Source organism: Enterococcus phoeniculicola ATCC BAA-412, from assembly GCF_000407505.1.
Taxonomy (GTDB): domain Bacteria; phylum Bacillota; class Bacilli; order Lactobacillales; family Enterococcaceae; genus Enterococcus_K; species Enterococcus_K phoeniculicola.
This window is the reverse complement of record NZ_ASWE01000003.1, coordinates 572,445-597,367: the sequence shown is the minus strand read 5'-3', so window position 1 is coordinate 597,367 and position 24,923 is coordinate 572,445. Positions and strand designations below refer to the sequence as shown.

At 37.5% G+C, this 24,923-nt stretch carries 23 protein-coding genes; 4 read left to right on the top strand and 19 right to left on the bottom strand.

Translation table 11 applies throughout. The annotated features are described in order from the left end of the window. Positions 1–10 precede the first annotated feature (10 nt). From I589_RS13345 to ppdK, 11 genes are all read right to left on the bottom strand, one after another. Entirely contained in the window at positions 11–418 is a 408-nt protein-coding gene (locus I589_RS13345) for a PTS sugar transporter subunit IIA (RefSeq protein WP_010768299.1), read from the bottom strand. Between the two features lie 20 nt (positions 419–438). Then, positions 439–1,374, bottom strand: a complete 936-nt coding sequence (locus I589_RS13340; RefSeq protein ID WP_010768298.1) for a phosphoglycerate dehydrogenase — start codon at positions 1,372–1,374, stop codon at positions 439–441. Positions 1,375–1,386: 12 nt separating this feature from the next. Beyond that, on the bottom strand, positions 1,387–2,223 hold the full coding sequence (locus I589_RS13335) for a PTS system mannose/fructose/sorbose family transporter subunit IID (RefSeq protein WP_010768297.1): 837 nt from the start codon (positions 2,221–2,223) through the stop codon (positions 1,387–1,389). Beyond that, on the bottom strand, positions 2,220–2,969 hold the full coding sequence (locus I589_RS13330) for a PTS mannose/fructose/sorbose/N-acetylgalactosamine transporter subunit IIC (protein WP_010768296.1): 750 nt from the start codon (positions 2,967–2,969) through the stop codon (positions 2,220–2,222). The genes I589_RS13335 and I589_RS13330 overlap by 4 nt, the downstream gene beginning before the upstream one ends. A gap of 18 nt (positions 2,970–2,987) precedes the next feature. Beyond that, positions 2,988–3,467: a PTS sugar transporter subunit IIB gene (locus tag I589_RS13325; RefSeq protein WP_010768295.1), complete on the bottom strand. Its 480-nt coding sequence runs from the start codon at positions 3,465–3,467 to the stop codon at positions 2,988–2,990. A 14-nt stretch (positions 3,468–3,481) separates the two neighbouring features. After that, positions 3,482–4,108 (bottom strand): beta/alpha barrel domain-containing protein, encoded by a 627-nt coding sequence (locus I589_RS13320; protein WP_010768294.1) that lies wholly within the window; start codon positions 4,106–4,108, stop codon positions 3,482–3,484. A 323-nt stretch (positions 4,109–4,431) separates the two neighbouring features. Further along, entirely contained in the window at positions 4,432–5,532 is a 1,101-nt protein-coding gene (gene ald / locus I589_RS13315) for an alanine dehydrogenase (RefSeq protein WP_010768293.1), read from the bottom strand. Positions 5,533–5,616: 84 nt separating this feature from the next. Then, a complete protein-coding gene (locus I589_RS13310) occupies positions 5,617–6,831 on the bottom strand; it encodes an amidohydrolase (protein ID WP_010768292.1) in 1,215 nt (404 codons plus the stop codon). A 130-nt stretch (positions 6,832–6,961) separates the two neighbouring features. Then, positions 6,962–7,786 (bottom strand): ankyrin repeat domain-containing protein, encoded by an 825-nt coding sequence (locus I589_RS13305; RefSeq protein ID WP_010768291.1) that lies wholly within the window; start codon positions 7,784–7,786, stop codon positions 6,962–6,964. Between the two features lie 476 nt (positions 7,787–8,262). Continuing rightward, complete coding sequence (locus tag I589_RS13300) at positions 8,263–8,661, bottom strand: VOC family protein (RefSeq protein ID WP_010768290.1); 399 nt, start codon at positions 8,659–8,661, stop codon at positions 8,263–8,265. A gap of 266 nt (positions 8,662–8,927) precedes the next feature. Then, a complete protein-coding gene (gene ppdK / locus I589_RS13295) occupies positions 8,928–11,534 on the bottom strand; it encodes a pyruvate, phosphate dikinase (RefSeq protein ID WP_034685242.1) in 2,607 nt (868 codons plus the stop codon). Between the two features lie 165 nt (positions 11,535–11,699). Here ppdK and I589_RS13290 point away from each other — a divergent pair, with 165 nt between their 5' ends. Beyond that, complete coding sequence (locus I589_RS13290) at positions 11,700–12,329, top strand: helix-turn-helix transcriptional regulator (protein ID WP_010768288.1); 630 nt, start codon at positions 11,700–11,702, stop codon at positions 12,327–12,329. Positions 12,330–12,339: 10 nt separating this feature from the next. Then, a complete protein-coding gene (locus tag I589_RS13285) occupies positions 12,340–13,161 on the top strand; it encodes a pyruvate, water dikinase regulatory protein (RefSeq protein WP_010768287.1) in 822 nt (273 codons plus the stop codon). A 73-nt stretch (positions 13,162–13,234) separates the two neighbouring features. On the opposite strand, the gene I589_RS13280 is transcribed toward I589_RS13285, so the two are convergent. The 8 genes from I589_RS13280 to I589_RS13245 form a co-directional block, all read right to left on the bottom strand. After that, positions 13,235–13,951, bottom strand: a complete 717-nt coding sequence (locus I589_RS13280) for a GntR family transcriptional regulator (RefSeq protein WP_010768286.1) — start codon at positions 13,949–13,951, stop codon at positions 13,235–13,237. Between the two features lie 85 nt (positions 13,952–14,036). Beyond that, entirely contained in the window at positions 14,037–15,464 is a 1,428-nt protein-coding gene (locus tag I589_RS13275; protein WP_010768285.1) for a glycoside hydrolase family 1 protein, read from the bottom strand. 3 nt (positions 15,465–15,467) lie between these two features. After that, on the bottom strand, positions 15,468–17,702 hold the full coding sequence (locus I589_RS13270; protein WP_010768284.1) for an alpha-galactosidase: 2,235 nt from the start codon (positions 17,700–17,702) through the stop codon (positions 15,468–15,470). A gap of 20 nt (positions 17,703–17,722) precedes the next feature. Beyond that, positions 17,723–18,331 carry a hypothetical protein gene (locus I589_RS13265; RefSeq protein ID WP_010768283.1) on the bottom strand — a complete coding sequence of 203 codons (609 nt, stop codon included), beginning with the start codon at positions 18,329–18,331 and terminating at the stop codon, positions 17,723–17,725. A gap of 18 nt (positions 18,332–18,349) precedes the next feature. Then, the gene (locus tag I589_RS13260) at positions 18,350–19,207 is read right to left on the bottom strand and encodes a carbohydrate ABC transporter permease (protein ID WP_010768282.1); all 858 of its coding nucleotides are present in this window, start codon (positions 19,205–19,207) and stop codon (positions 18,350–18,352) included. Then, positions 19,207–20,091, bottom strand: a complete 885-nt coding sequence (locus I589_RS13255) for a carbohydrate ABC transporter permease (RefSeq protein ID WP_010768281.1) — start codon at positions 20,089–20,091, stop codon at positions 19,207–19,209. The genes I589_RS13260 and I589_RS13255 overlap by 1 nt, the downstream gene beginning before the upstream one ends. Before the next feature lie 200 nt (positions 20,092–20,291). After that, entirely contained in the window at positions 20,292–21,602 is a 1,311-nt protein-coding gene (locus tag I589_RS13250; protein WP_010768280.1) for an ABC transporter substrate-binding protein, read from the bottom strand. Positions 21,603–21,692: 90 nt separating this feature from the next. After that, positions 21,693–22,622: a glycoside hydrolase family 113 gene (locus I589_RS13245; RefSeq protein WP_010768279.1), complete on the bottom strand. Its 930-nt coding sequence runs from the start codon at positions 22,620–22,622 to the stop codon at positions 21,693–21,695. Positions 22,623–22,760: 138 nt separating this feature from the next. Here I589_RS13245 and I589_RS13240 point away from each other — a divergent pair, with 138 nt between their 5' ends. Together I589_RS13240 and I589_RS13235 are read left to right on the top strand one after the other, a co-directional pair. After that, positions 22,761–23,948 (top strand): AGE family epimerase/isomerase, encoded by a 1,188-nt coding sequence (locus I589_RS13240; RefSeq protein WP_010768278.1) that lies wholly within the window; start codon positions 22,761–22,763, stop codon positions 23,946–23,948. Then, on the top strand, positions 23,935–24,879 hold the full coding sequence (locus tag I589_RS13235; protein ID WP_010768277.1) for an acetylxylan esterase: 945 nt from the start codon (positions 23,935–23,937) through the stop codon (positions 24,877–24,879). Before I589_RS13240 ends, I589_RS13235 begins: the two co-directional genes overlap by 14 nt. The last annotated feature ends 44 nt before the right edge of the window (positions 24,880–24,923 follow it).

The window sequence follows — 24,923 nt, the reverse complement described above, 5'->3', positions numbered from 1 at the left end:
CTCCGGCTTTCTACATTTCTAAACGTTCATTCGTTAAAATCATGCTCTCATTAAAAATAGTAAACCCTTCTTGTATAACTTGTTCCAAATCAATACTTTCTGCGTTCATCCCCTGCATGTACACTTCAATCAGCAAAGGTAAATTGATGCCACTCAATACTTTATGTTCATATTGCTTCGTCAGCGCAGTCAGCACATTGGAAGGTGTTCCTCCAAATAAATCTACTAAACCAATGGTTGGACCTTCGATTTCTAAAAAAATTGCTCTGGCTTCTTGATAAAAATCTTCAAAAGATTTTTCAGGAAGAAGTGACAAATTATAGATATTTTGCATTGGTCCAATGATCATTTCCGCTGACTTTACCAATTCTTCTCCAAACTTTCCATGTGTTGCTACAATAATGTTTAACTTTGCCATTTTATTTTCTCTCATCCTTCCTAACTTAAAACCTGCAGCTGCTCCATGATGATCCTTGCTGAAAATTCGCAAGTTCGTTTTTCCGACTCTACAGTTCTTGCTGCGGTGTGAGAGGTCAATAAAAAATTGTCCAAACCCAACAACGGCTCGTCTTCCGTTGGCGGTTCTGTACTGAACACATCAAAACACGCACTTCTAATTTCTCCTGTTGTCAATGCCTGATACAAGGCTTCTTCATCTACAATTCCACCTCTAGCAGTATTCAATAAACAAGCACTGTTTTTCATTTGTTTAAATTCTTTTGTTGAGATCATATTTTTGGTATCATTAATTAATGGTAGGTGTAGCGAGATATAATCTGAACGTTCCAGTAAATGTCCCAATTCGACTTTTTCAACTCGGTACTCGTCTAATACTTCTGTTGGAATATCGAACACATCATTTACTTGGACCGTCATCCCTACGCCTACTGCTTGTTTTGCCAAGTACTTCCCAATAGCCCCAAAACCGATGATTCCTAATATTTTTTCACGTACCTCAAAACCAGTTGGCTTCTCCCACCCATGATTTTTTACATCACGAATCGTCGTCCATAGATTTTTTGACTCGCAGTAGATAAAGCTCATGACGTGCTCAGCTACCGCATTCGAGTTAGAACCAACCGTTCTCCCCACATAAATATTTTTACTTTCTGCATATGATACATCGATGTTATCCGTACCAACACCAAATTTGCAAATCACTTTAAGTTTCGGGCATTTATCAATTACTGTCTGATCCATTTTATCTACACCTACAATGATTGCATCTGCATCTTCAGCAAGCTCGACAAATTCCTCTGGCGAATAAGCCAAACCTGTATCATTGTAGTGAACTTCTAATCCTGCTGCTTCCATTTTCTCTACGTAATCTAATCCATAAGAGGCAAACCCTCGTGGGGTAATTAAGACTTTCATTACGTTCCTCCTCTAAATAATTCCGAAGAATGTTAGTAAAATCGCCAACACCATCGTAATCAGAATAATATTTAAATATTTTGGCCCTTTTTTAATAATATAAAAATACATGGCCATAACTAAACAGAACGGCAGAAGATTTGGCAGCATACCATTCAATATTTCTTGAACAGAAACTTTTTCCGTATTACTTACAAATTCCAAGATTGTTTCAAATTTGACATAAGCAGCTGAGAGACAGCCAATCATAAAGAGTCCAACAATACTTGCAATATCAATTACTTTTTTGATTGCTCCTGATTGTAGGATGGTCATAACTGAGTTTTTTCCTAATGAATAGCCTTTATTAAATAAAAACCATGACCAACCATAAGACCAAGCAAGATAAATCAACCCTGGAATGAATGCGGCTACTATAGAACCTTCCAATGCCATAGGAACAAAAATTGCAAGTGGAATGGTTGCTACGATTCCTTGATCTACGCTGTCGCCAATTCCTGCTAATGGTCCCATTAGGCCAATTTTTAATGACTCCATCATTTCGGGTGTGATTTCTTCATTTCCCATCGCTCGTTGTTCTTCTAAAGAAATGATAATCCCATGAATCACACTACCCCAATCACAATTGGTGTTAAACATTTGAACGTGACGTTTCATTGCTTCTTGTAGTTCTTCAGAATCATCTTTATATATTTTTTGTAAGATTTTATTTAATGAATAGCTAAAAGCCAAGGCCTGCATGCGGTCAAAACTTACGGGTACCTCTACTGCTAAAGTCCACTTCCACCATGCTTTAAATAAATCCATTCGCGTAACTTTTTTTTCTGAAATTGAACTTACTTCATTCATGCATATTCCTCCTCATCAGAATTTTGTTTGAATAACGAACTAATCATTGCTATACACACTGCGAAAACAGCGCCTGTTAGCATCGAAAAGCCCATAACCGAGTAGGCGAAAAACCCAAGAACAAAGAATGGCAAATATTGTTTTTTCCCCATAACTACAAGCGTCAATGCAAACCCTAAAGCCGGAAGCATTGCGCCAGCATTTGATAACCCATTCATCAGCCATTCAGGAATGACATTGATAAACGCCTTAACGACATTGGCACCAAATAGAGTTGAGATAAACACTGGTGTGAAATATAAGACGCCATTTGTCAGCCATGGAAGCAAAAAGGAGTATAGGGATAGCTGATCATATTTTCCTTCCTCAATTAATTTATCCGCACGTGTATTGTAAAAAGAATTAAAGGTTCGGCGTACATTGTTAATCAATACGCCTAATACGCCAAAAGGAACAGCCAAGGCTACCGCCGCATTTGCATCGAGATTACTTAATAAAGCAGCTGGGATTGCAATACAAGCAGCCAACGCCTGGTCGCTAGGAATATTCCCGCCTGCCTCGATTCCACCCATGTAAATTAATTGAATCGTTGCTCCATACAAAAGACCTTGTTGAACATCTCCAAAAACTAAGCCAATAAATACACCCAAAACAACTGGTTTACGAAAAGCAAAAGAAAAGAAATACTGTGCCCTTCCCATTGCAATCCAATAGATAAGACCTACTAACGCTGATTGAATAACCATGACAATCTCCTTTTTATTTTATAGTTTAGCTACTGCATTCTTTAATGTTTCTGATGGATAGTCCGGAGTCGTTTGAAAATAGATGTTAATTCCTTTGCTTTCAAGCTCTAAAAGCTGGTCAGCGTCCGTACGATCTAATGTAATCGCATTATTTACAGCTTTCCTCCCGGGTCCTCCTCCTAAGCCACCAATTTGTACCTCTTCTAATTTCAATCCTTTGTTTACTGTTTTGTGCAGTTCTTTCACGCTCTTAAATAAAATCAATACACGCTTTTTATCCATTCCCCCTTTTTCTTGCAACAAAACCGCATCATCCGAAGAAACAACGCTAATTTTCACCCCTTTTGGAGCAGCCATTTTAAACACATCCTGCATAAAAACATCTTTGCTCAATTCTGTATCAACGGTTACGATTTCATTAATATCACATTGTTTCAACCAACGCGTTATTACTTGACCATGAATCAATCGAAAATCTACTCTAGTTAATGCAATCATCTTTTTTCCTCTTTCTATCTGTATTCTTTGATAATCTCTGAAATTCTTTTTGCGTTATATTCTATTTCTTTTGAGGTTCCTTTGGTAAGTAAGGAACCAAATCCACAAATATCTGTACCTTTTTCCATCCACTGCTCTAAGTTGTCTAGCGTTATCCCACCGCTAGCTAAGATTGGCATATCTGGAATTGGCGTTTTAAAAACTTTAATCAGTTGGCTACCATAAAAATCTGATATTGGAAAAGCCTTGATAAATGCTGCACCCGCACTTAACGCCTCTACAGCCTCTGTAATACTTGTACAACCAGGTGCATAGGGAATCTGATAGCGGTTACAAATTTGTGCAACACCTAAATTGAAATTAGGAGAAATAATGAAATCAGCACCTTTCATAACTGCATATCGTGCAGTCTCAGAGTCTAATACAGTTCCTGCCCCTACACATAAAGAGCCACCATATTTTTTCTTCAGTTGTTGAATAATCTCTCCTGCATTATTCAAAGTAAAACTCATTTCCATGACTGGGATTCCCCCAGCGATACACCCTTCAGCAATTTCAGTTGCTCGCTCAAATGTTTCTGTTCGAACAATTGCCAACGCACCGATATCATACATAAATTTTGTTGTTTGTATTTTTTTCAAATTGCTCATCTCCTTTATCCATATTCTTACATGATTCCTAACATATTGATATGGTCTCCAAAAACAAAAAAATTGACTATATTTTGTTTTTGAAGACCATACCTTCGTTTTAAAGGAGACCAAATAGTCCACATCAATAGCTTTCATCGAACTTTTACGCCTCAAATCAATGCCGATGACGAATTTTACTGAATTCAAAAAATGTGACATACTTTAAAATAACCCCATTTGACAACAAAAAAAAAACACAAGACGTTCGTATTGAAAGTCGTCGCGCCCAAAGATCTGGCGCAGCGTTTCAAAACGTGTCTTGCATTTTTTTATTAAATAATTTCTGTGTATGGCATATCCAAACTTTCTGCGACTGCTGCATTGACTAATTTTCCGTCAATTGTATTGATTCCAGAGCGCACCATCCGTTCGTATCTAACTTCTTTTCCATTTAAATAGTTGAGAATTTCATTCACATAAGGAATTGTCACGTTAGTGAGTGCTTCTGTTGACGTTTTTGGAACAGCACCCGGAATGTTCGCTACTGTATAGTGAATGACACCATGCTTCACATATACTGGCTCTTCCAAGGTTGTTGCATGGTCACTTGTTTCAAAAATGCCCCCTTGATCAATTGGAATATCAACTAATACAGAGCCCGGCACCATTTTAGCAATCGTCTCTTCCGTAACAAGCGTAGGCGCTTTTGCTCCTGGAAGAAGGACAGCCCCGACAACTAAATCGGCTTTTGTCACCACGTCATCAATATTTTTTTCGTTAGAGAACAACGTCTCAACCTGTTCATTAAATAAATCATCGATTTTTTGCAATACTTTTTTGTTCACATCTAATATCGTCACTTGCGCACCAAGTCCTAGTGCCATTTTAGCTGCGTTAATTCCAACAACGCCGCCACCAATGATGACTACTTTTCCTTTGGCAACGCCAGGAACACCACTTAAGATTAATCCTTTTCCACCATATTGTTTTTGTAAAAATTGCATACCTGCAATGACAGCCATTCGCCCTGCAACTTCACTCATGGGTGCTAGTAAAGGCAGAGAACCATCTGCTTCTTGCATGGTTTCATAAGCAACTGCCGTTACTTTTGTTTCAATTAATTTTTCAGCCAGCTCTTTATTTGCAGCTAAATGGAAGTATGTGTATAAAATTAATCCTTCACGCAAGTAATGATATTCGCTTGGTAGAGGCTCTTTGACTTTTATCACCATGTCACACGCCCATGTATCGTCAACTGTACTTATTACCGCTCCAGCTTCTTCATACGCTAAATCGGAAAAGCCGGAACCTACTCCCGCCTCTTTTTCAACAAATAATTGATAGCCTGCATTACGCAATTGAACGACACCACTTGGGGTAATCCCCACTCGATTCTCATTATTCTTTTGCTCTTTTACTATCCCAATTTTCATACATTATCATCTCCTGAAAAAAAGCGTAACATATTCAAAAGAGGATTTCAATTTCTCATCAAACACTTTCCATTAAAAATAACATTACCCTTGATACACAATCTTCCCACGATAAAAGCTATAATCTATTGGTGTCTGTCTTGCAACAAACTCGGCCGCACAAGAGGCATTGGTTAAAAGAAAGCTAGCCGCATCCCCTTCTTTCAGCCATAGCTCGCCTTCATTTTTTTCTGAAATTGTTTGTTTCCCCCCTGTAATTAAACCTAAAATCTGTGTCAATTCTTCTTGCGTTTTTTGATTAAATATCTCCCCGTAACGGTTTAACTTTTCCCTTACACTTCCAGTACCATAAGGAGACCAAGAATCATAAATATTGTCACAGCCAATGGCCACTTTTACTCCAGCTTTTTGTAATTCGGTTAAAGGAGGAACTCCCCCGCTGATAGGAATACTAGAAATAATCCCAATTCCTTCATTTGCCAAGCTAGAGAACATCTCTGCTCGTTGCTCCCCAACAAAATCATTTAAACCAAAAGCATGGCTGACAAACACCTTTTCCTGCCAATTACTTTGCTTTGTATAAGAAAGAATAGTTTCAAAAGTTTTTCGACCTGCTTCCCCTCGGTCATGTACATGAATATCAATAGGGACATGGTGCTTAACCGCTAATTCAAAGGTTTGACTCAGTGACTTCTCCACCTGTCCATCTAATGAATAAGGATCTACACCACCAATTAAAGTTGCGCCATTTTTCAACGCTAAATCAACTTCTTGATAGGCATTTGACCGTAACAGTCCATGTTGAGGAAATGCAATCAATTCGTAATCAAAAGACGCATCATAATCTGAAATCGCTCGTTGCACACCTTCAAGGTATCTCTGTCCTACTGCAGGATGAACATCAATATGCGAACGGAAAAAGGTCACTCCTTGTGCCAGCTCTGTTTCAATTAAATTTTTTGCTCTGGCCTCGATAGGTAGATCCAATGCATCTAACTCAGTAATCTCACTCGTAAATCGCTCAACCAGGTTTTTAGCAGGAGTTACAGGACGCCAAGGAACCCCTAATTTACTTTTATCTAGATGACAATGCATTTCTTTTATCGTGGGTAAAATGAGTAGCCCTGTCCCATCTATGTCTGAACCACTCATATTTTCTGAATGATGCGTACAAATCTTAAGGATTTTCCCATCCTCTATTTGAATGTCAATCTTTTTAGTGTCACTTCCATAGAGATAGTTTTCTTCTTTTAAATATTCTGTTTCAATCGAAATATTTCGAATCCATGTACTAGTCATTTTTTCCTCCTTAATTATAAATAGCGGACAGCCCACTGCCTCCGCATAATAAATTCAGTAACTTTCCACTGAACATTCTCCCCGCACTATTAGAGAGAATCTTTTTGTTCAAAAAATTAGTCTTTTCTGTTTATTCTTGAAGCATTCGATAAATATTTCCATAGCCTAATTCTTTTGCATAATCACTTGCCGTGCGTCCAGTATTATCTTTAAGCGTTTTGTCTGCACCTGCATCAATCAAAAGCTTTACAATATCTTGATAGACCTGTGAACCATCCCGTAAAGCAACAGCCTCTATTAAAGCGGTATACCCAGGATTGTTCTGTAAATCAATATTTACTCTTCCATCCGCCAACAATAATTTTACATTTTCTATATGCCCTTTTTCTGCTGCAGGAATAAGTGCATTCCCGCCAAAACGATTTCGCACAGACTGATCTGGGTTGGCATGTTCAAGAATATAGGCTAAGATTTCTGTTCGTCCCTCTGCTCCTGCATATAAATAAGGACTATCTTGAATTTCATCTTGTTGATTCACATCAGCACCTGCATCAATCAAAAGCTTTGCAATTTCAACGTTATTTTGATGCGTTGCTACCAGTAACGGACTCTCCTGTTTTTCGTTAATTTCATTGATAGGATACGTTGGATCAAGAAGAATCCGCCTTACTTCTTCAATAGCATTTGATTCGACAGCTGGAATCAGGCTACCGACTTTTGCTCGCCAAACTTCCGAAGTTTCTGCTGTTTCAGTTTGACTGGTTTGATTGATTGACTCCGTTGTTGAATGTAGTGTTGTTTCAGATGTCTGATCCGTTTCTTTGGTGTTCGCTTCACTTATTGCTGATTCACTAGTTAATGATTGACTACTGCTAGTCGGTGTTTTTGTTGACATAGTGGTTTGAGAACAACCTGCCAACAAAATAAATAACACCAAAAAAATACCTCGATACATTGTTTCTCCTCCTAATATGTAGCTTTCTTTATCTAAAAGAAAGAAAATGGGGTCGGGATAAAAGTGTTCAGCTCCAAGAACCAAGTAGGTACTGTGCATCATCGGAAGTGAACCTGCGTAATTTGCGAAGCCTTCAACTCTAGTCTCATGAGTAAAAGCTGTTGAGAGGCAGACGCAGGGAAGACCTTCAATTCTCCATCCCGCTTTTAGAGATTGATGAGAGCGAAACGCAATGGAGACCTTCAACTCTAGCACGTTTCATGCGTAGAAGTCGATGAGTTCTCCACCTCAACACATAGTGTAAATGCGTTTCTTTTCTTCCCAACCTTTATTAAAATTTCACGAGGGTGGGCTATAACTTAAATAGTTATGTCCCACCCTCATTCTTAAACATTTATAAATAAACATTTGGACATTGATAAAAAAACAAGCTTCTAGTCAAACACTTCCTATAATGGTTACAAAAAACAGGTCGTTTATTCCATATTCATCCATACAGGTTCCAACATGTTGCCGTCGGGATCTTGCACTTCCAAACTAAACATTTGGTCTTCGGGTATACCCATAGGTACAGAATAATAGGTGCCGCCATTTTCCTTTGCCGTTTCTGCAAATTTCTTAACTGCATCTGCACTATCCATACTAATTGCAACTAGCACACCACTTGTTTTTTTGGCATCAATAATTTCTTTTTCTTTGATGAACTGACGATAAAATTCGTGATTTAAAAGCATTATCCAAAAATGATCATCCCAAACCATTGAACTGGTCGCTTCATTTGAAAACTCTTCGTTCTTTTTAAAACCCAACTTTGCATAAAATTCAGTTGACTTTGCAACATCCGTAACTGGAAAATTTACAAATACCATTGACATCGTTTTTGTCTCCTTTCATCGGGTTTGATACGTCTTTATCATCTAATGAAATCTAAAATGTGTCAAAAGTAATGCGTTTTATTTTTATTTATTGACTGATCTATCTATCGAGGAGTCAGATTGACTTTGGTCTCATCACTAATTTTTTTAAAGTCTCTTTGCTGAATGGTTGACCGCTACTCAAAGAGGAGGTTGGGACAAACACCCACGAGAGCAATCGCTCTCATGGGTGTTTGTCCCAACCTCCTCTTTCCTTTATAAACAAATTATCCCTTGGCGAGCAATAATTTGGCTTGTGGAATTCGATACGGTGAACACGAAATATAATCGATAGCATAGTCTTTCAAAAATGCGATTGAATCCGGATGTGCGGCTGCTTCTCCACAAATACCAATTTTTAATTCAGGCTTAATCTTTCTCCCTTTTTCAATCGCCATCTTCATGAGTGCCCCCACTCCTTTTTCATCCAATACCTGAAATGGATCCTCTTTCATTAAGCCGTGGGTCATATATTGATTAATAATTTTTGGTGAGTCATCTCTGGATAATCCATACGTCATTTGTGTTAAATCATTGGTTCCAAAGCTGAAAAAGTCTGCGTATTGCGCTATTTCATCTGCTAAAATGCATGCTCGAGGAATTTCAATCATTGTTCCAATCATATAAGGAACTGGCTGATTGTACTTATGAAAGACTTCTTGAATTCGTTCCTCAAGCAGTTGACGGATTCTTTGAAACTCACTAGCATCTGTTGTAAATGGAATCATAATTTCCACTTCCATCCAGTTGTTCAATTCAAAATAGCTCTCGACCGCTGCTTCCATAATCGCTTCAGCCTGCATTTGATAGATTTCTGGATAAGCAACACCCAATCTTACACCACGAAAGCCTAACATCGGATTTACTTCAGCCAAAGCATTCGCTTTTTGCTTAATTTCTTTTGCAGATTTCCCGACAAACTCTGCTGTTTCCTGATATTCTTCTTCATTTTTTGGCAAGAATTCATGCAGAGGCGGATCCAGCAAACGAATGGTCATCGGATGTCCTTTTGCCACATAATACATTCGTTTGAAATCCTCTTTTTGCACTTCTTTTAATGTTTCTAAAATAGCAATTCGTTCTTCAAGCGTTTGCGCTAAAATCAATTTACGGAAAAGCATGAGCCGTTTCTTTTCAAAAAACATATGCTCCGTTCGTGATAAACCAATTCCTGTAGCCCCTAATTCCATTGCCGTTGTAATATCTTTTTCTGTTTCAGCATTTGCCCGTACAGCAATTGATGACTGTTTGTCTAACATTTCAAACAGCTCTTTTAATGGTAGTTGCGTATTGTTTTTTTCTAAGCGTAGCTCTCCTATATAGACGTCTCCTGTTGTACCATCTACAGAAAGTACCGCTCCTTCTTTTACTACCTGACCATCCGCATAAGCAACCCGCTCTTTTTCATCCACACTCAGATTTTCACAACCTACGACAGAGCATATGCCCATTCCACGAGCAACCACCGCTGCATGAGAGGTCATCCCCCCTCTACAAGTGACAATTGCCTCGCTAATTGCCATTCCTTCAATATCCTCCGGTGAGGTTTCTGCACGCATTAAAATTACTTTTTCTCCACGCTTACTGGCCTCTACTGCTTGATCTGCTGAAAAATAGATTTGTCCAACTGCTGCTCCTGGACTTGCTGGGAGACCAGACACCCAGCTCTCTTTTTCTTTCTTATCTTCTTTACAAAAAGCAGGATGCAATGCCTCTTCTAAATCATTTCCTTCAATTCTTTCGATTAGCTCCTGTTCAGTAATCATTCCTTCTTTAAATAAGTCTAACGCAATCACAAGCTTCGCTTTTGCTGTTCGTTTGCCATTACGTGTTTGTAAAATAAACAATTTCCCTTTTTCCACCGTAAATTCAATATCCTGCATATCTTTATAATGCGCTTCCAATTTTTCGCAAATTTCCTTCAGTTGCAAATAAACTTTTGGAAGATCTTTTTTTAACGTCTGTATACTTTTAGGCGTCCGTATACCTGCCACAACGTCTTCTCCTTGCGCATTCATCAAATATTCACCAAATAAGCCGGCTTCTCCTGTTGCAGGATTTCTGCTAAATACAACACCTGTTCCCGACGTATCCCAAAAATTACCAAAAACCATTTCTTGCACATTTACAGCAGTCCCTAAAGAATCACTTATCCCATGCAATCTTCGATAGGTCTTTGCACGCTGATTATTCCAACTTTTAAATACTGCCTCCACAGCAAGTAATAGCTGTTCCTCTACATTTTGAGGAAAGTCTCTTTGTTTCAGTTTCACAAATAACACTTTAAATGCTACAATGACTTCTTTCCATCCATCTGCTGTTACATCACTATCTGAAACAAGTTGATGAGTTTGCTTGTAGTCAGCAACAATTTTTTCAAATAATTGGTGATCCATGTCAAAAACGACATTTCCAAACATCTGCAGCAACCGGCGATAACAATCATAAGCAAATCGTTCATCTCCACTGTCTTTTGCTAAAGAAAGAACTGTTTCATCATTTAACCCTAAATTTAAAATCGTATCCATCATTCCAGGCATTGAAAATTTTGCTCCACTTCGAACAGAAACAAGTAGTGGATTCTGACTATTCCCAAATTTTTTCTTCGTTTCATCCTCAAGTGCAGCAATAGCAATATTTATTTCTGTAAGGATGGATGGGTTTAAATATTCCTGATTTTCTAAATAATCCAAACAAGCCGTTGTAGTAATCGTAAATCCTTGTGGAACAGGAAAACCAAGTCTTGTCATCTCTGCAAGATTCGCTCCTTTTCCTCCTAATAACTCTTTTTGTTCAGCGTTTCCCTTATTAAAGGGTAATACCCATGTCTTCATAAAAAAATCCCCCTTCTTATATGTGACACATATTAACACAAAAACAATATAATATGTCACATAATAAAAGTCAATACATTTTTGTGTTGCATATTGAACAACAAAGAGTATAATATGAGACGTAATGATGATATATGTGCACATATAGAAGAAAGTAGGTTGCATATGAATTTATCCGAACGTCAAGAAAAAATCATTTCAGTCGTAAAGGAATTTCAGCCGGTTAGTGGCGAAAAAATTTCTGAACAATTGGCTATTTCAAGAGCTACTCTCAGAGCAGATCTTTCTTTTTTAACCATGGTTGGCATTCTTCAAGCAAGCCCTAAAGTTGGCTATACATACGTTGGAGAGACAATCGAACCTTTATTTTTTGATAAAACTTTCTCTACAAAGATTTCTGAAATAATGATTCCACCACTGCTAATCACTCATGACTCTAGTATTCATGATGCAATTACCACCTTATTTATGTATGATGTTGGTTCTCTTTATGTAACGAATCAGGAACAAGAACTAGTAGGCGTTCTTTCTAGAAAGGATTTGTTGCGTGCTTCTCTCAGCAATCACATTGAGAAAACACCTGTTGCTGTAGTAATGACAAGAGCGCCTCATATAAAGACATGTACAAAAGATATGTCTATCTTAGAAGCTGGAGATTTGCTGGGTACGTATCAGGTAGATTCTTTACCTATTGTCAGTGAGACACAGCCTTTGAAGGTTATTGGAAAAGTAACAAAATCACGTTTGTTGGACTACATTATTCAGCAAGCAAAATCTACCGAAATGAATAGATAGGAGTTTTATTATGACAAAAAATGTTGCCTTATACTTAATTTCAGACGCAGTTGGCGAAACAACTCAAAAATTAGTATCCGTTGTAACTGCACAGTTTCCAACAATTGAATTTAGCCCGACTTATCGTTTTCCTTTCATTAACGATAAGGAAGAACTAACAGAAATACTAAAAGATGCACTATCAGACAAAGCAATTGTTCTTACAACGCTAGTCAATCCTGAATTAGTTGAAACTGTGACTTCATTTTGTCAAAGAACAGGACTACAATCCTTTGATTTAATGACCCCTTTTACAGAAATGATTCATGCGCAAACAGGAGTGGCACCATTAAATGAACCCGGAGTCGTTCATCAGCTAAACAAAGAATACTTCAGTAGAATTGCTGCTATCGAATTTGCAGTTAAATACGATGATGGAAAAGATCCACGGGGTTTTTTAGAAGCCGACCTTGTTTTACTCGGTGTTTCTCGTACCTCAAAAACGCCACTCAGCATGTACCTTGCAAATAAACATTTAAAAGTGGCAAATTTACCACTCATTCCAGAAGTGCCGCTACCTGAACAGCTTAAGGAAGTACCTGCAAACAAAATTATTGGTTTAACCTGTGATCCAGACAATTTAGAAAAAATCCGTACCAATCGTCTGCAATCTTTAGGTCTTGACCAGCTATCTAAATATACAAACAGCGATAGAATCCGAGAAGAGCTACAGTATGCCCAAGATATCTTTGATACTCTTGGTGTAACTGTCATCGACGTTACACATAAATCTATTGAAGAGTCCGCTTTCTTAGTTTTAGAAGCACTCGATAAAAAAGAACATCTTGCCTAAGAAATTCACCGTGCTAACCACACATATTTAGGCAACAAAAAAGACAGAAGCTTCTAGCTGCTGTCTTTTTTGTTTAATTATCCCTTGTTAGCACAATTTCTACTGAATATTCATCATATCTATGCACAGAAGTTGAATACTCAAAGGCAGCCCCTGTATCGAGATAACCGATTTGGTCAGCAACGGCTACAGGGTCTCCTTCTTGAAGCGCAAGGTATTCCGCCTCATATGCTGTCGCTTTTCGTACAGAAATCGTTCGATGCGCACTTTGAATAACCAAATGTAATTTTTCTTCAAGGTATTCATAGATAGAGCCTTCAACATTTGCTTTTTTTAATCCTGGAATTAAATCAATAGGCATATACATTTTTTCCATTACATGAGGCTGTCCATCAATTGAACGTGCACGATAGATGTCATAAACAAAACTATCTGCATCTATATTCAATTTTTTTTGAACGTTTTCCGGGCAAGGAATAACAGAAAAATTTAAAATTGTACTTTTTACTTCTTTATCTGGATTTAAAGCGGTCGTACCTCTAAACTGATTTGCGACACTCATCCGCTCCAATTCATCTGGACCAATGTCTTTGACAAATGTTCCTGAACCGCGGCGCTTGATAATAAGTCCCTCTGTCACTAGCATGTCCAGAGCTTTCTTCACGGTCATCTTACTTGAATCATAATATACACATAAATCTTTTTCAAAAGGAATTTGTTGATTTGCTGTATATTCACCCTTTAATATCTTATTTCGTATATCATTTGAAATGAGAATATATTTTTGCACGTCTATTCCTCCTCTGCAAGAAAAAACTTTCTCTATTACTTTAAAAGTATATGTGTATTAAGAACATTTGTCTATCTAACTTCGATTATTCTTGGAATTTATTAACAATAGTCTCAGAAAATGTCACTTCGTTTTCCAGAGCGACTTGTTTAATCCAATAACCCGACTTTTTAATTGTCTTTACTTGTGTATGAATATTAGTAGAAATAAATCCATATCGATTTCGATAGGCATTCCCCCATGACCAGCAATCAATTGGTGTCCACAAGTGATAACCAAAACAATTTGAGCCTTCTTCTATTCCTTTAGCTAACCAGTAGAGATGTTCTTGAATAAATTGAATGCGATAATCATCTTCAATCATTCCTTCTTTATTTAAATAGCGTTCTTCTCTTGATACACCCATCCCGTTTTCTGATACGAACCAATCAATATTCCCATAATTATCGCGAATGTTAATGGCAATATCATAAAGCGCCTGCGGATAAATTTCCCAGCCTTTATCCACATTCATTCGTCTGCCTGGCATATCATACTCGTCATAATATTTATTCGGCATCCAATCAACCGCCAAGCTGTCAGAAGAAACACTTGGTCTGGATACTCGATGTGGATGATAAAAATTCACACCTAAAACGTCGATAGTGTTTGCCTGAATAATTGCTAACTCCTCAGCAGTCGCTTCCCAGATAACTCCATCCCTTGTTAAATAAGAAATCAGCTTCTCTGGAAATGCCCCATTAATAGAAGCGTCTAAAAACATTTGATTTAACCATAAGTTAGCAAACTCTGCTGCTGCTAAATCTTCTTTTTCTGCGGAAGCAGGATAAGAAGGCGTTAAATTAAGAATCGTCCCAATTCGGCTTTCCTTATTTTTATTGATTTTACGAAACGCTTGAATGGCTTTGGCAGAAGCTAATTGAATATTATAAGCCACCTGTACAGCTTTTTTTCCATCAACCACTTTCGGATAATGAAATTGGTATAAATATTGTCCATCCACAATCACCATGGGTTCATTAAATGTAAACCAGTCAGTGATACGATCGCCATATAAAGTGAAACATTGCTTAGCAAATTTTACAAACAGCTCTACAACATGCTTTGATTCCCAACCACCATATTTATGATACAGCTCAACAGGAAGATCAAAATGATGAAGATTTATAACTGGGCGAATCCCGTTTGCAAGAAATTCATCAATCACTTCATTGTAAAAACGAACGCCATCTTCATTTAAAGTCCCTTCTTCAAGATTATCAATAAGACGTGTCCATTGAATTGATGTCCGAACACTGTTTAACCCAATCTCCTTCATTAATCTAATATCTTCTTTGAAGCTGTTATAAAAATTTGAAGCTGTATCAGGTCCTACTTGATTGTAGAATGCTTCCGGCTCTACTTCATACCAGTAATCAAATACATTGGCATGTTGCTTATTAAATCTTCCTTCACTTTGTGGTCCTGACGTTGCAGCTCCCCACCAGAAATCTTTTGGAAATTTTGTCTTCATCTTTTACACCTCATCAATTGCTTCCAGATAGAACATCTTACTCTGGAAGTCACCTTCTTTTTCTTTTGCCCAATAGTCATTAGCCCGATTAATATAATTTTCACCAAGCAGCAATCCTATTTGCACTAAATCATCGCCGTAACGACTCATTTTTCCGTTTATTTGATACTTGTATTTTTTCTCTAATCCTTGAAGTTTTACGCGTTTGTAGCTAGGATTAGGCTTTGCCAGCACTTGATAATAGCCCACCAATGCGGATCGTTTATCTTTTGAAACAACCATCCAAGCGACTTCATTTGAATCCATGGGACTTAATAAGCGATAAAAATCACCCGAATGAACTAATTCACGAGAGTCTTTAAACTGACGGACTTGGCATCTGACTTCCTCTTTTTGCTGTTCTGAAAGCTTCGTTACATCCAGCTCATAGCCAAATGTGCCAAAAGTTGCTACATCCCCTCTCATTTTGAGAGATGTCGTTCGTCCTACCTGATGATTGGGAACCTCAGATACATGGCTTCCTATGCTGGACAAAGGATAGACTAGAGAAGCCCCATACTGAATCTTTAAACGCTCCACTGCATCCGTATCATCACTTGCCCATGTTTGCGGCGCATAATACAGAAGTGCTGGATCAAACCGTCCACCGCCTCCCGCACACGATTCAATCAACAAAGTCGGATACTCAGAAAGAATTTTTTCATAAAGTGCATATACACCTAAAATATATCGATGAAAGACCTCTCCTTGTCTCTCTTTTTCTAAATGAGAGGAATAAGCTTCTGATATATAACGATTCATGTCCCATTTTACGTAATCAATCGTAGTCTCATCGAGGATGGCTTTTATCTGTAAAAAGATGGCTTCCACTACTTCTGACTGGCTGAAGTCTAATACAAATTGATTTCGTCCATGAGAAATATTTTTCTTTGGATGGCCAATCACCCAATCTGGATGTTTTTGGAATAACTCAGTGTCCGCAGAAACCATCTCCGGTTCAAACCATAACCCAAACTTCATTCCTGCCTCGTGTACTTTGTCTGAGAATGCAGATAAACCATTGGGGAGTTTTCTGTTATCCACGGACCAATCACCTAAAGAAGAATTATCACTATTTCTTTCGCCAAACCAGCCATCATCCAACACAAACAACTCAATTTCTAATTCTTTAGCGGTTTGAACTAACTCTTCCAATTTTTCTTCATCAAAATTAAAATAAGTTGCTTCCCAATTATTTAATAGAACAGGTCGCTCTTTTTTCGCCCATATTGGACGAATTAAATGACTTCGATAAAAGGAATGAAAAATCTGGCTCATCCCATTTAATCCTGCTTGACTATAAACCATAACTGCTTCTGGCGTTGAAAATGATGTATTAGGATCTAGCTTCCAACAAAATTGAAATGGATTGATTCCGAACATCAAACGAGTGATGTCATATGTGTCTACTTCCAGCTGACCAAGAAAGTTCCCGCTATATATCAGACTAAAACCAAATACCTCACCTGCAGATTCATTTGCTGCGGGCTCACACAAGGCAAAAAATGGATTATGAACATGACTACTGGCTCCTCGTGTACTAGAGATGGACTGAATCCCGTAATGCAGCGGTTCTCTTCGCACATGTGTTTCTCTAGCCCACGCACCTGTTAGATGAAGAAACTCATATTCTTTTGTTGGTAAATCTACACTCATACTCATTAATTGGTTCACTTGAAAAGAGTCGCTACCATGATTTATCAGCTTTGAATGCCTGGTAATAACTGGCGCATCAGCAAAGATGGTATAAAAAAGCTGAAGTTCTAACTCCGAATACTCATCTTTTAAACGGATAACTAGTGTTTCTGCTTCCAACTCGGTTGCAAAGGTTGCTGGCATTCCTTTTATTTTTTGTTTTCCTGAAAAAAGTTCATAGGAATCATATTGAAATCTGCTAATCGAGTCGCCATCAGGATAGCTAACTTCTACTGCTGGATACCGAAAATCAGTCGTTCCATAGACTGGAAATTCCTGTTTAACGTGTTCTAAAGATGAGGTATGGTCTGCTTTAAATTGATTATTAGACGGTCGAATTTCACGTTCAATCAGATAAGAAAAATCTGAACGGTGCGTGATTGCTTGACCATAATACAGCTGCTCTAGTGTTTGAACTTTTTCCATTACACGAAAAATATAGCTGACTTGTCCGTTAGTTAGATGAAATTCTTTCGTTTCTTTATTTATATAGATAAGTGACACGATAGCTCCTCCTCTAATTTTTATCTCATTTCAGTCACTGTAGGAGTTGCTGACTGATTTTTACATAGTCCTTTTTCAACGAGCCAACAAAATAGACCTGGGACGATGCAACAAAAAACAAATAAATTGACCCAAGCAATCAGGCTTGCTGTGACTATTAAACTGCCAATATACAAACTTTTCACTGGATGACGGACAAGCTGATCCAAACTAAGTGCATAGCAGTTAATTTTTATTACCCCTTTTACATGAAACCATGCCACCCAACAAAGGTAGATAGTGAATAAAAAGAAGAAAACAAGGCTGGCCACTTGAAACAAACCAAATGAATGAGTGTCCTTGTGACTCATCAAAAAATAAGTAACTGCCAGTAGACTTCCTGTTAAGAACCAAGCCATTGATATAAGCTTTCCATAAGGAATCACTGTCCTTCTCTTTTTAAGTACGCTAAAAAACTTTTCTTCTTTTTTTTCATTTGTTGTACTATACATCATCGTGTACGTTACTGCTGGTAAAATCCCATAGACGAGTCCATTTTTTAACAATAGAAACCAAAAATAGACACTTGCCTTCACCATCTCGTAAAAAAACTCGACTCCACGAATTAATTTTGATTGTTTTGTTTCCATTGGCAACCCCCTTACTTCTTATTTCACAGAACCAGCAACACCGTTATAAATATATTTTTGTAAAAAGACGAACACAATAAGGATAGGCAAGATAACAATAATTACGCCTGCCAAAATTACAGGCCAGTTCGTTCCATAAGGTCCTTTAAAAGCAAACAATGCGGTAGAAATTACTTTCAAACTACGATCTGGCATATAAAGGAATGGATTGTAAAAATCGTTGTACACCCCGACTCCACTGATAATCAACATGGTTACAATGGGTGCCTTTAAATTCGGTAAGATAATTCGCCAAAAGATACCAAAATAAGAAGCTCCATCTAAATAGGCTGATTCATCTAGTGAAATAGGAATCTCATTTAGATATTGTAAGAATACATATACAGAAATTACGTCTGTTCCAAGGTTTAAAACGATGACTGCCCACATGGTATTAAATAATCCCATGCTGTTAATAATTTGAAATGTAGCCACCTGACTGGTAATTCCCGGAATCAGCATCGCCATCATAAATAACACCATAATTAGTTTCTTTAAACGAAACTCAAAACGACTCATGGCATAGGCAAACATCGATCCTAACGTTAACTTGCCCACCATACTGATAACAAAAATGATTAGTGTATTTTTAAATCCCAATAACATTTGTCCGTTAATGAATGCTGTTTTATAGTTTGAAAAATCTAAACTCTTTGGCAATGATAAAACACCTGAACTTAAAAACTCATTATTGGATTTGAACGAACCAATGAACACAACCAAAATTGGCAAGATTGCTACGATTGCTCCAATAAGTAGAATCAAATATTTAAAAATGTTTCCTGGCGTAATTTTTACTTTCTTTTTCCTTTTTTTCTGTGTCTGTATGAGTTCCATTACGCATCCCTCTTTTCTCTAGTAGCAAATCGTTGAATAACCGTCACAGATATAACAATTACTAGCAAAATAAGTGCCATTGCTGATGCCAAACCAACCTTGTTGTACTTGAAGGCTGTATCAATCGTTTTGATAACAAAAGTCATTGTTCCGTTTGAACCACCAGTCATGATGTATGGAATATCAAATACACTTAGCGAACCACTTACGCCTAAAATAATATTCAAGAAAATAATATTTTTGATACTTGGCATGATGATATATCTGAACTCATCCCAACGGTTGGCTCCGTCAATTTCTGCGGCTTCATAAATTTCAGGATTCACCGATTGAATTGCACCTAAGAAAATTAAAAAGTTAAATCCGGTATATCGCCAAACAGAGGTAAATGCTAAGGAAATATTGTTAATCGAGCGGTCTCCCAACCATAATCGAATTTGACTTTCCAACCCCAAACTACTAAGTACAGTGTCTAAGGTTCCGCCACCTTTATAGAAGTAGAGAAAGATAAATCCAATAGCTACACCATTTAATAAATATGGAAAAAAGAGTATTCCTTTCCAAAAATTAGCAAACTTCACTTTAAAAGATAAGATTGTTGCAAATAACAAAGCAAATCCTAATTGGAAGAATGTAGCAATAAAGTAATAGAGACTAGTTTTAAATACTGTAAAATAGTTGGGATTGGTTAACACAGTTTTGTAGTTATCCCAGCCAACTGCTTCACTTGAAGGATTGTAACCATTCCAATTGGTAAAACTGTATTGAATCATTTTTACCAAAGGATAATAAGAAAAAACTAATAAGAGCAGTACAGGAATGATAGTAAAACTGATGACTAAAATCCTTTGTTCCATTTTTTGACTAAGCTTAAATTTTTTCACTAGATGTTCCCCCCTTATAAACGTTTAAAGCAATTTAAAGAATAGAGATAGAGCTAGAACAAATGGTTTACTTTTTGTCCCAGCTCCAATTAAGACTGTTCATTTGTACTTACTCAAATGAAGCGATTCATTTAGTTTATGTTCAATCAGAAAATCAATAGAAGCGCTCCATTGTTTTGAACAAATTATCTATGCGATTGTTATTCGCCTACTGATTTAATAGCATCTGACCAGCGTTTGTTGAAGTCTTTCATGATTGCTTCAAAGCTTTCTTTCGTATTACCAGTTGCTGCATCAATGATTCTTTGTTTTTCAGCGTCTGTCGTGCCAATACCCAACTCAGACTCATTATTGATGTCGCTGAATAATGATTCTTTTCCTGCTGGTGCGGGATTTTCTTCAATCAACTCAACACCGGCTTCTTGACTTGATTTCAATGCTGTTGGATAGTTCCCGCCAATCACCGCTGGCAGTCCGCCATTATCTACTGCGTAATCTGATTCATTAACTAACCAGTCAAGTAATTTACGTGCGGCTTCTTTATTTTTGCTGTGAACATTGATAGCTAAGTTATAGTCACCACCGACACCCATATATTGTTTTCCATCAGAAGCGGTCATTGGAAATGCTTGGAATGTAATGTCATCTGCTGTATCTGGGTTTACTTCTTGAATTTGAGGAACTGCCCAGCTGCCTAAAACCATCACTCCAATTTTTCCATTGGCCATGTCTACTTTTGATTGTTCCCAATCAGTAGTTGTTGGATCGGCTTCAATCAAGCCATCTTTACTAACATCATATAGAGTTTTATAGATTTCATTCATGACTTTTCCTTCTTCAAATGGTGCCGTATCCGTGGTCATTTTATTGGTAAAATCTTTATCTCCTGACGCACCTGGTCGCACAAAGTCCCAGTTTGATAGTGTCCAGCCAGCCGCATAGTTTGTATAAAGTGGTGTTATATCAGGATTTTTTTCTTTAATTGTTTTTAAAGCCGCAACAAACTCTTCCGTTGTTTTTGGAAACTCTGTAATCCCTGCTTCTTCAAACACTTTCTTATTTACAACCATCCCAGTAGCATTCATCTGCGTTGGAATCCCATACGATACGCCATCGTAAGAACGGTCGTTTAAGCCCATATATGTTTTCGCCAACTCTTCTTTCTCTCCTAATGGTTCAAAGAATGTTGCAAATTCTTGTGGTTGAATATCTCCAGGCAACATCAGTAAGTCGCCGTACTCATCACTGTTCATTCGTGTTTTCATTTGACCCGCGTAGTCGGTGATTGTTTGGATTTCCACTTTAATATCTGGGTATTTCTTGTTAAATTCCTTCATGTAGTTATCCCATTTACCGTTTCCTTCCCAGTCGGTTTTATGGTTAATAAAAGTGATGGTTTCTTTTCCATCTTTGTCTGTTTTGGCAGAGTCATCTGACTTACCACATGCGCCTAAAACAAATAAACTCGCGGCTGAAAGACCTAATAAACTTAAAATTGATTTCTTTTTCATTATAATTCCTCCAAAAAATTATTTTAGTAAGCGATTGCAAATAAATGATAACATCTTCTTTGTTAAATGTATATACTTTATTTAAATTTATTATATATTTTTGTAAAATTTTTGAACAATTCCTTCAGAAACCTTGCCATACAAGGCATAATCCATATCCATATTTGCTTCTTCTTTTTTATAAAGAGTCGCTTTCCAGTCCCATAATCCAAATCCTTTTACCCAGCTTCTCGTTTGACAAGCATCAAACATTGCCTGATACCACTTCCCTTGAGATTGCTGATTTACTTTCCCTGTAAGCGACCAATCATTTGGTAAATATTCACTGCCTTCTCTGCTGGGACAGCCAGCTTCACAAAAGAAAAAAGGCTTATTCTCCCTAAAAACAACGGCTTCAATTCGATCTAATTCCTGTGACCACTTATCTATTGGATAGTAACCTGAAGAAGAAATCACATCTACCGCATCCCACCAAGTAACATGGGTCTCCTGATATTTATCACAGTTATAGGTAATCACTCCTTTGTAAGACAGACGTACTTCTTTAATCAGCTTGCGCCATTGTGCATCCCGACGATCTGTATTAACTAACTCACAGCCAATTACAAACAATTCACAGGCGGTTTGTTCTGCAATTTTTGCATAATGCACAATATATTCTGTGTATGAAGCAAACCACTCACTCCATTTTGGTTCACAAGGAACATCGTATTCAAAAAAATTGATATGCGCGCGCCATGTCCCGTCACTTATATTCACCATTGGTTTAAGGATGACTTTCAGTCCAATTGATTTAGCAAAAGTAATCAACTCTGTCACCTCGCTATCGCTTAATACAGTTTCTCCTTTCCAATCAATTTCAGTTGACTGTGCAGTTTTTTGCTCTACCACAATAGGTAAAATGACATGATCTGCACCACACCCTTCTTTCATTAGCCGAAGTGATTCTTTTGCCTGACTTGTCGCCCATTCTCCTTTTTTACTCATAAACCCAAAGGTAACTCCTTTTACATAATCCATAAAAAACCTCCAAAAATAGATTGACATTTAATTTAAAAAGTATATATTTTTAAATTGTAAACGATAACAGAATTATGAAAGATTTTTTCCAATTTGTAAAGAATCATTTTTTTATTTCAAAAAGTATAGGAGGATACGATGAATCAAACTGAATTGTATAGCCAGCTTACGCAGACGATTCTTCCGTTTTGGTTGAATCAAATAGATGAAGCTTGCGGTGGTTTTTTTGGTGAAGTTGACAAAGACTTAAAACAGGTCAAGCAGGCGCCTAAAAATTCGGTGATGCAAAGTCGCTATTTATGGGCATTCTCTGCTTCAAGCCAGCTGATTTCCTCAGATAACTTGAAAGAAGCAAGTGCACACGGTTTTATTTTTTTAAAAGAAGTTTTATGGGATGAGGAATACGGCGGTGTGTATTGGCAGGTTTCTCATGACGGTTTCGTGCGAAAAGATAAGAAAGTTTTATATGCTCAAAGTTTTGCCCTTTATGCGTTAAGTGAATACTACAAAGCAACAAAAAATGAAGAAGCTTTAGCACTTGCAAAAGAGTTGTTCTTCCTGATTGAAACTCATGCTTTTCGTGACAACCAGATGGGCTATGCAGAAGAATTTTCTCGTGACTGGAAAGAAATTCCCATCTGTGAAGTAGGTCTTGCAGACATCGAGCTTTCTTATACAACGAATACACACCTTCATTTATTTGAAGCCTATACACTGCTTTATGAACTATGGCCAAATCCAAAACTGTTACAACAGCTTCATTTTTTGATGAATCTATTTCAAGAAAAAATCATTCAAAAAGAAGGATACTGTCATCAGTTTTTTTCAGGGGATTGGCATTCAATGACGCAAGAAATTTCATACGGGCATGATATTGAAACGTCATGGCTGCTGGATAGAGGACAGGCGATTACTCAGTCGACACAGCTAAACCAGCAAATTATCGAACTAGCGAATTACACACTTCAGCATGGACTAGATGTTCAGGGATTAATGAATCATTCCACTGATTTTTTAACAACAGACAAGACCAAAGTTTGGTGGGTGCAGGCAGAAGCAATGATTGGTTTTTATAATGCGTATCAAAAAACGCAGGAGCAAACATTTCTTGATGCTACAGAAACACTATGGCAAGCCATTCAAACCTATTTTGTCGATAAAAGACACGCCAGTGAGTGGTTGGCATACCTTTGTGCTGATAATCCCGACGAGCAAAGTACTACTAAAAGCTCTTCCATAAGTGATAATTGGAAAGGCCCCTATCATACCGTGCGTATGTATCTTGAATTAATAAAACGAATGGAGAAAACATATGATTCACATTGACGATTGGAAAACCTATAAAGGACTTGGACAAAAACCGAAAGATTTTGATTCATTTTGGGAAAAGCAATTGGCTTCATTAAACGACACAGGATTTGACTATGAATTGATTCCTTATGACCTAGCCTCTTTTGTTGCTGATGCCTATCATTTATATTTTATCGGTGTGGGCGGTGCAAAAATTCACTGCCAGTTGCTAGTTCCCAAGAAGAAAACATTACAGCATAAAGGTCTGTTACAATTTCATGGCTATCATGTGGACGCCGGAGATTGGCAAGATAAGATTGGTTGGGTAGCAGAGGGCTTTGTTGTTTTAGCTATGGATGCTAGAGGACAAGGCGGATTATCGGAGGATTGTACACAAACAAAAGGAACAGTAACGAAAGGATTAATTGTTCGAGGCGTAGAAGAAGGACCAGAAAACCTTTACTATACAAGAGTTTTCTTAGACACTGTTAAAGCCGCAAAAATTTTGATGTCTTTGGAAGAAGTCGATGAAAAGAAGATTTATGCTCAAGGCGCTTCTCAAGGCGGTGGATTAACCATTGCTTGTGCAGCACTTGTTCCTGAAATAAAAAGAATCATTGCCACCTACCCATTCTTATCTGATTATCGAAAAGCTTATCAAATGGGAGCACAGACTTCCGCATTTGAAGAGATTCCTTACTGGTTTCAGTTCAAAGATCCTTTGCATGAACAAGAAGAAGCCTTTTTTCAGACATTGGAATACATTGACATTCAGCATCTAGCCCCTCGCATTAAAGCAGATGTTTATTGGCTAATGGGTCTTCAAGATACTGTCGTTCCACCAGAAACACAATTGGCTACTTATAATAATATTCAAAGTCCCAAGAAACTCTTTACTTTGCCTGAATACGGACATGAATATTTACCAAAAATTAGCGATAAGTTGCGCCACGTATTTCTTGACTAGTAAAAAATGGAGAAAGATTTGGAACATTATTAAAAAGTTTTTGA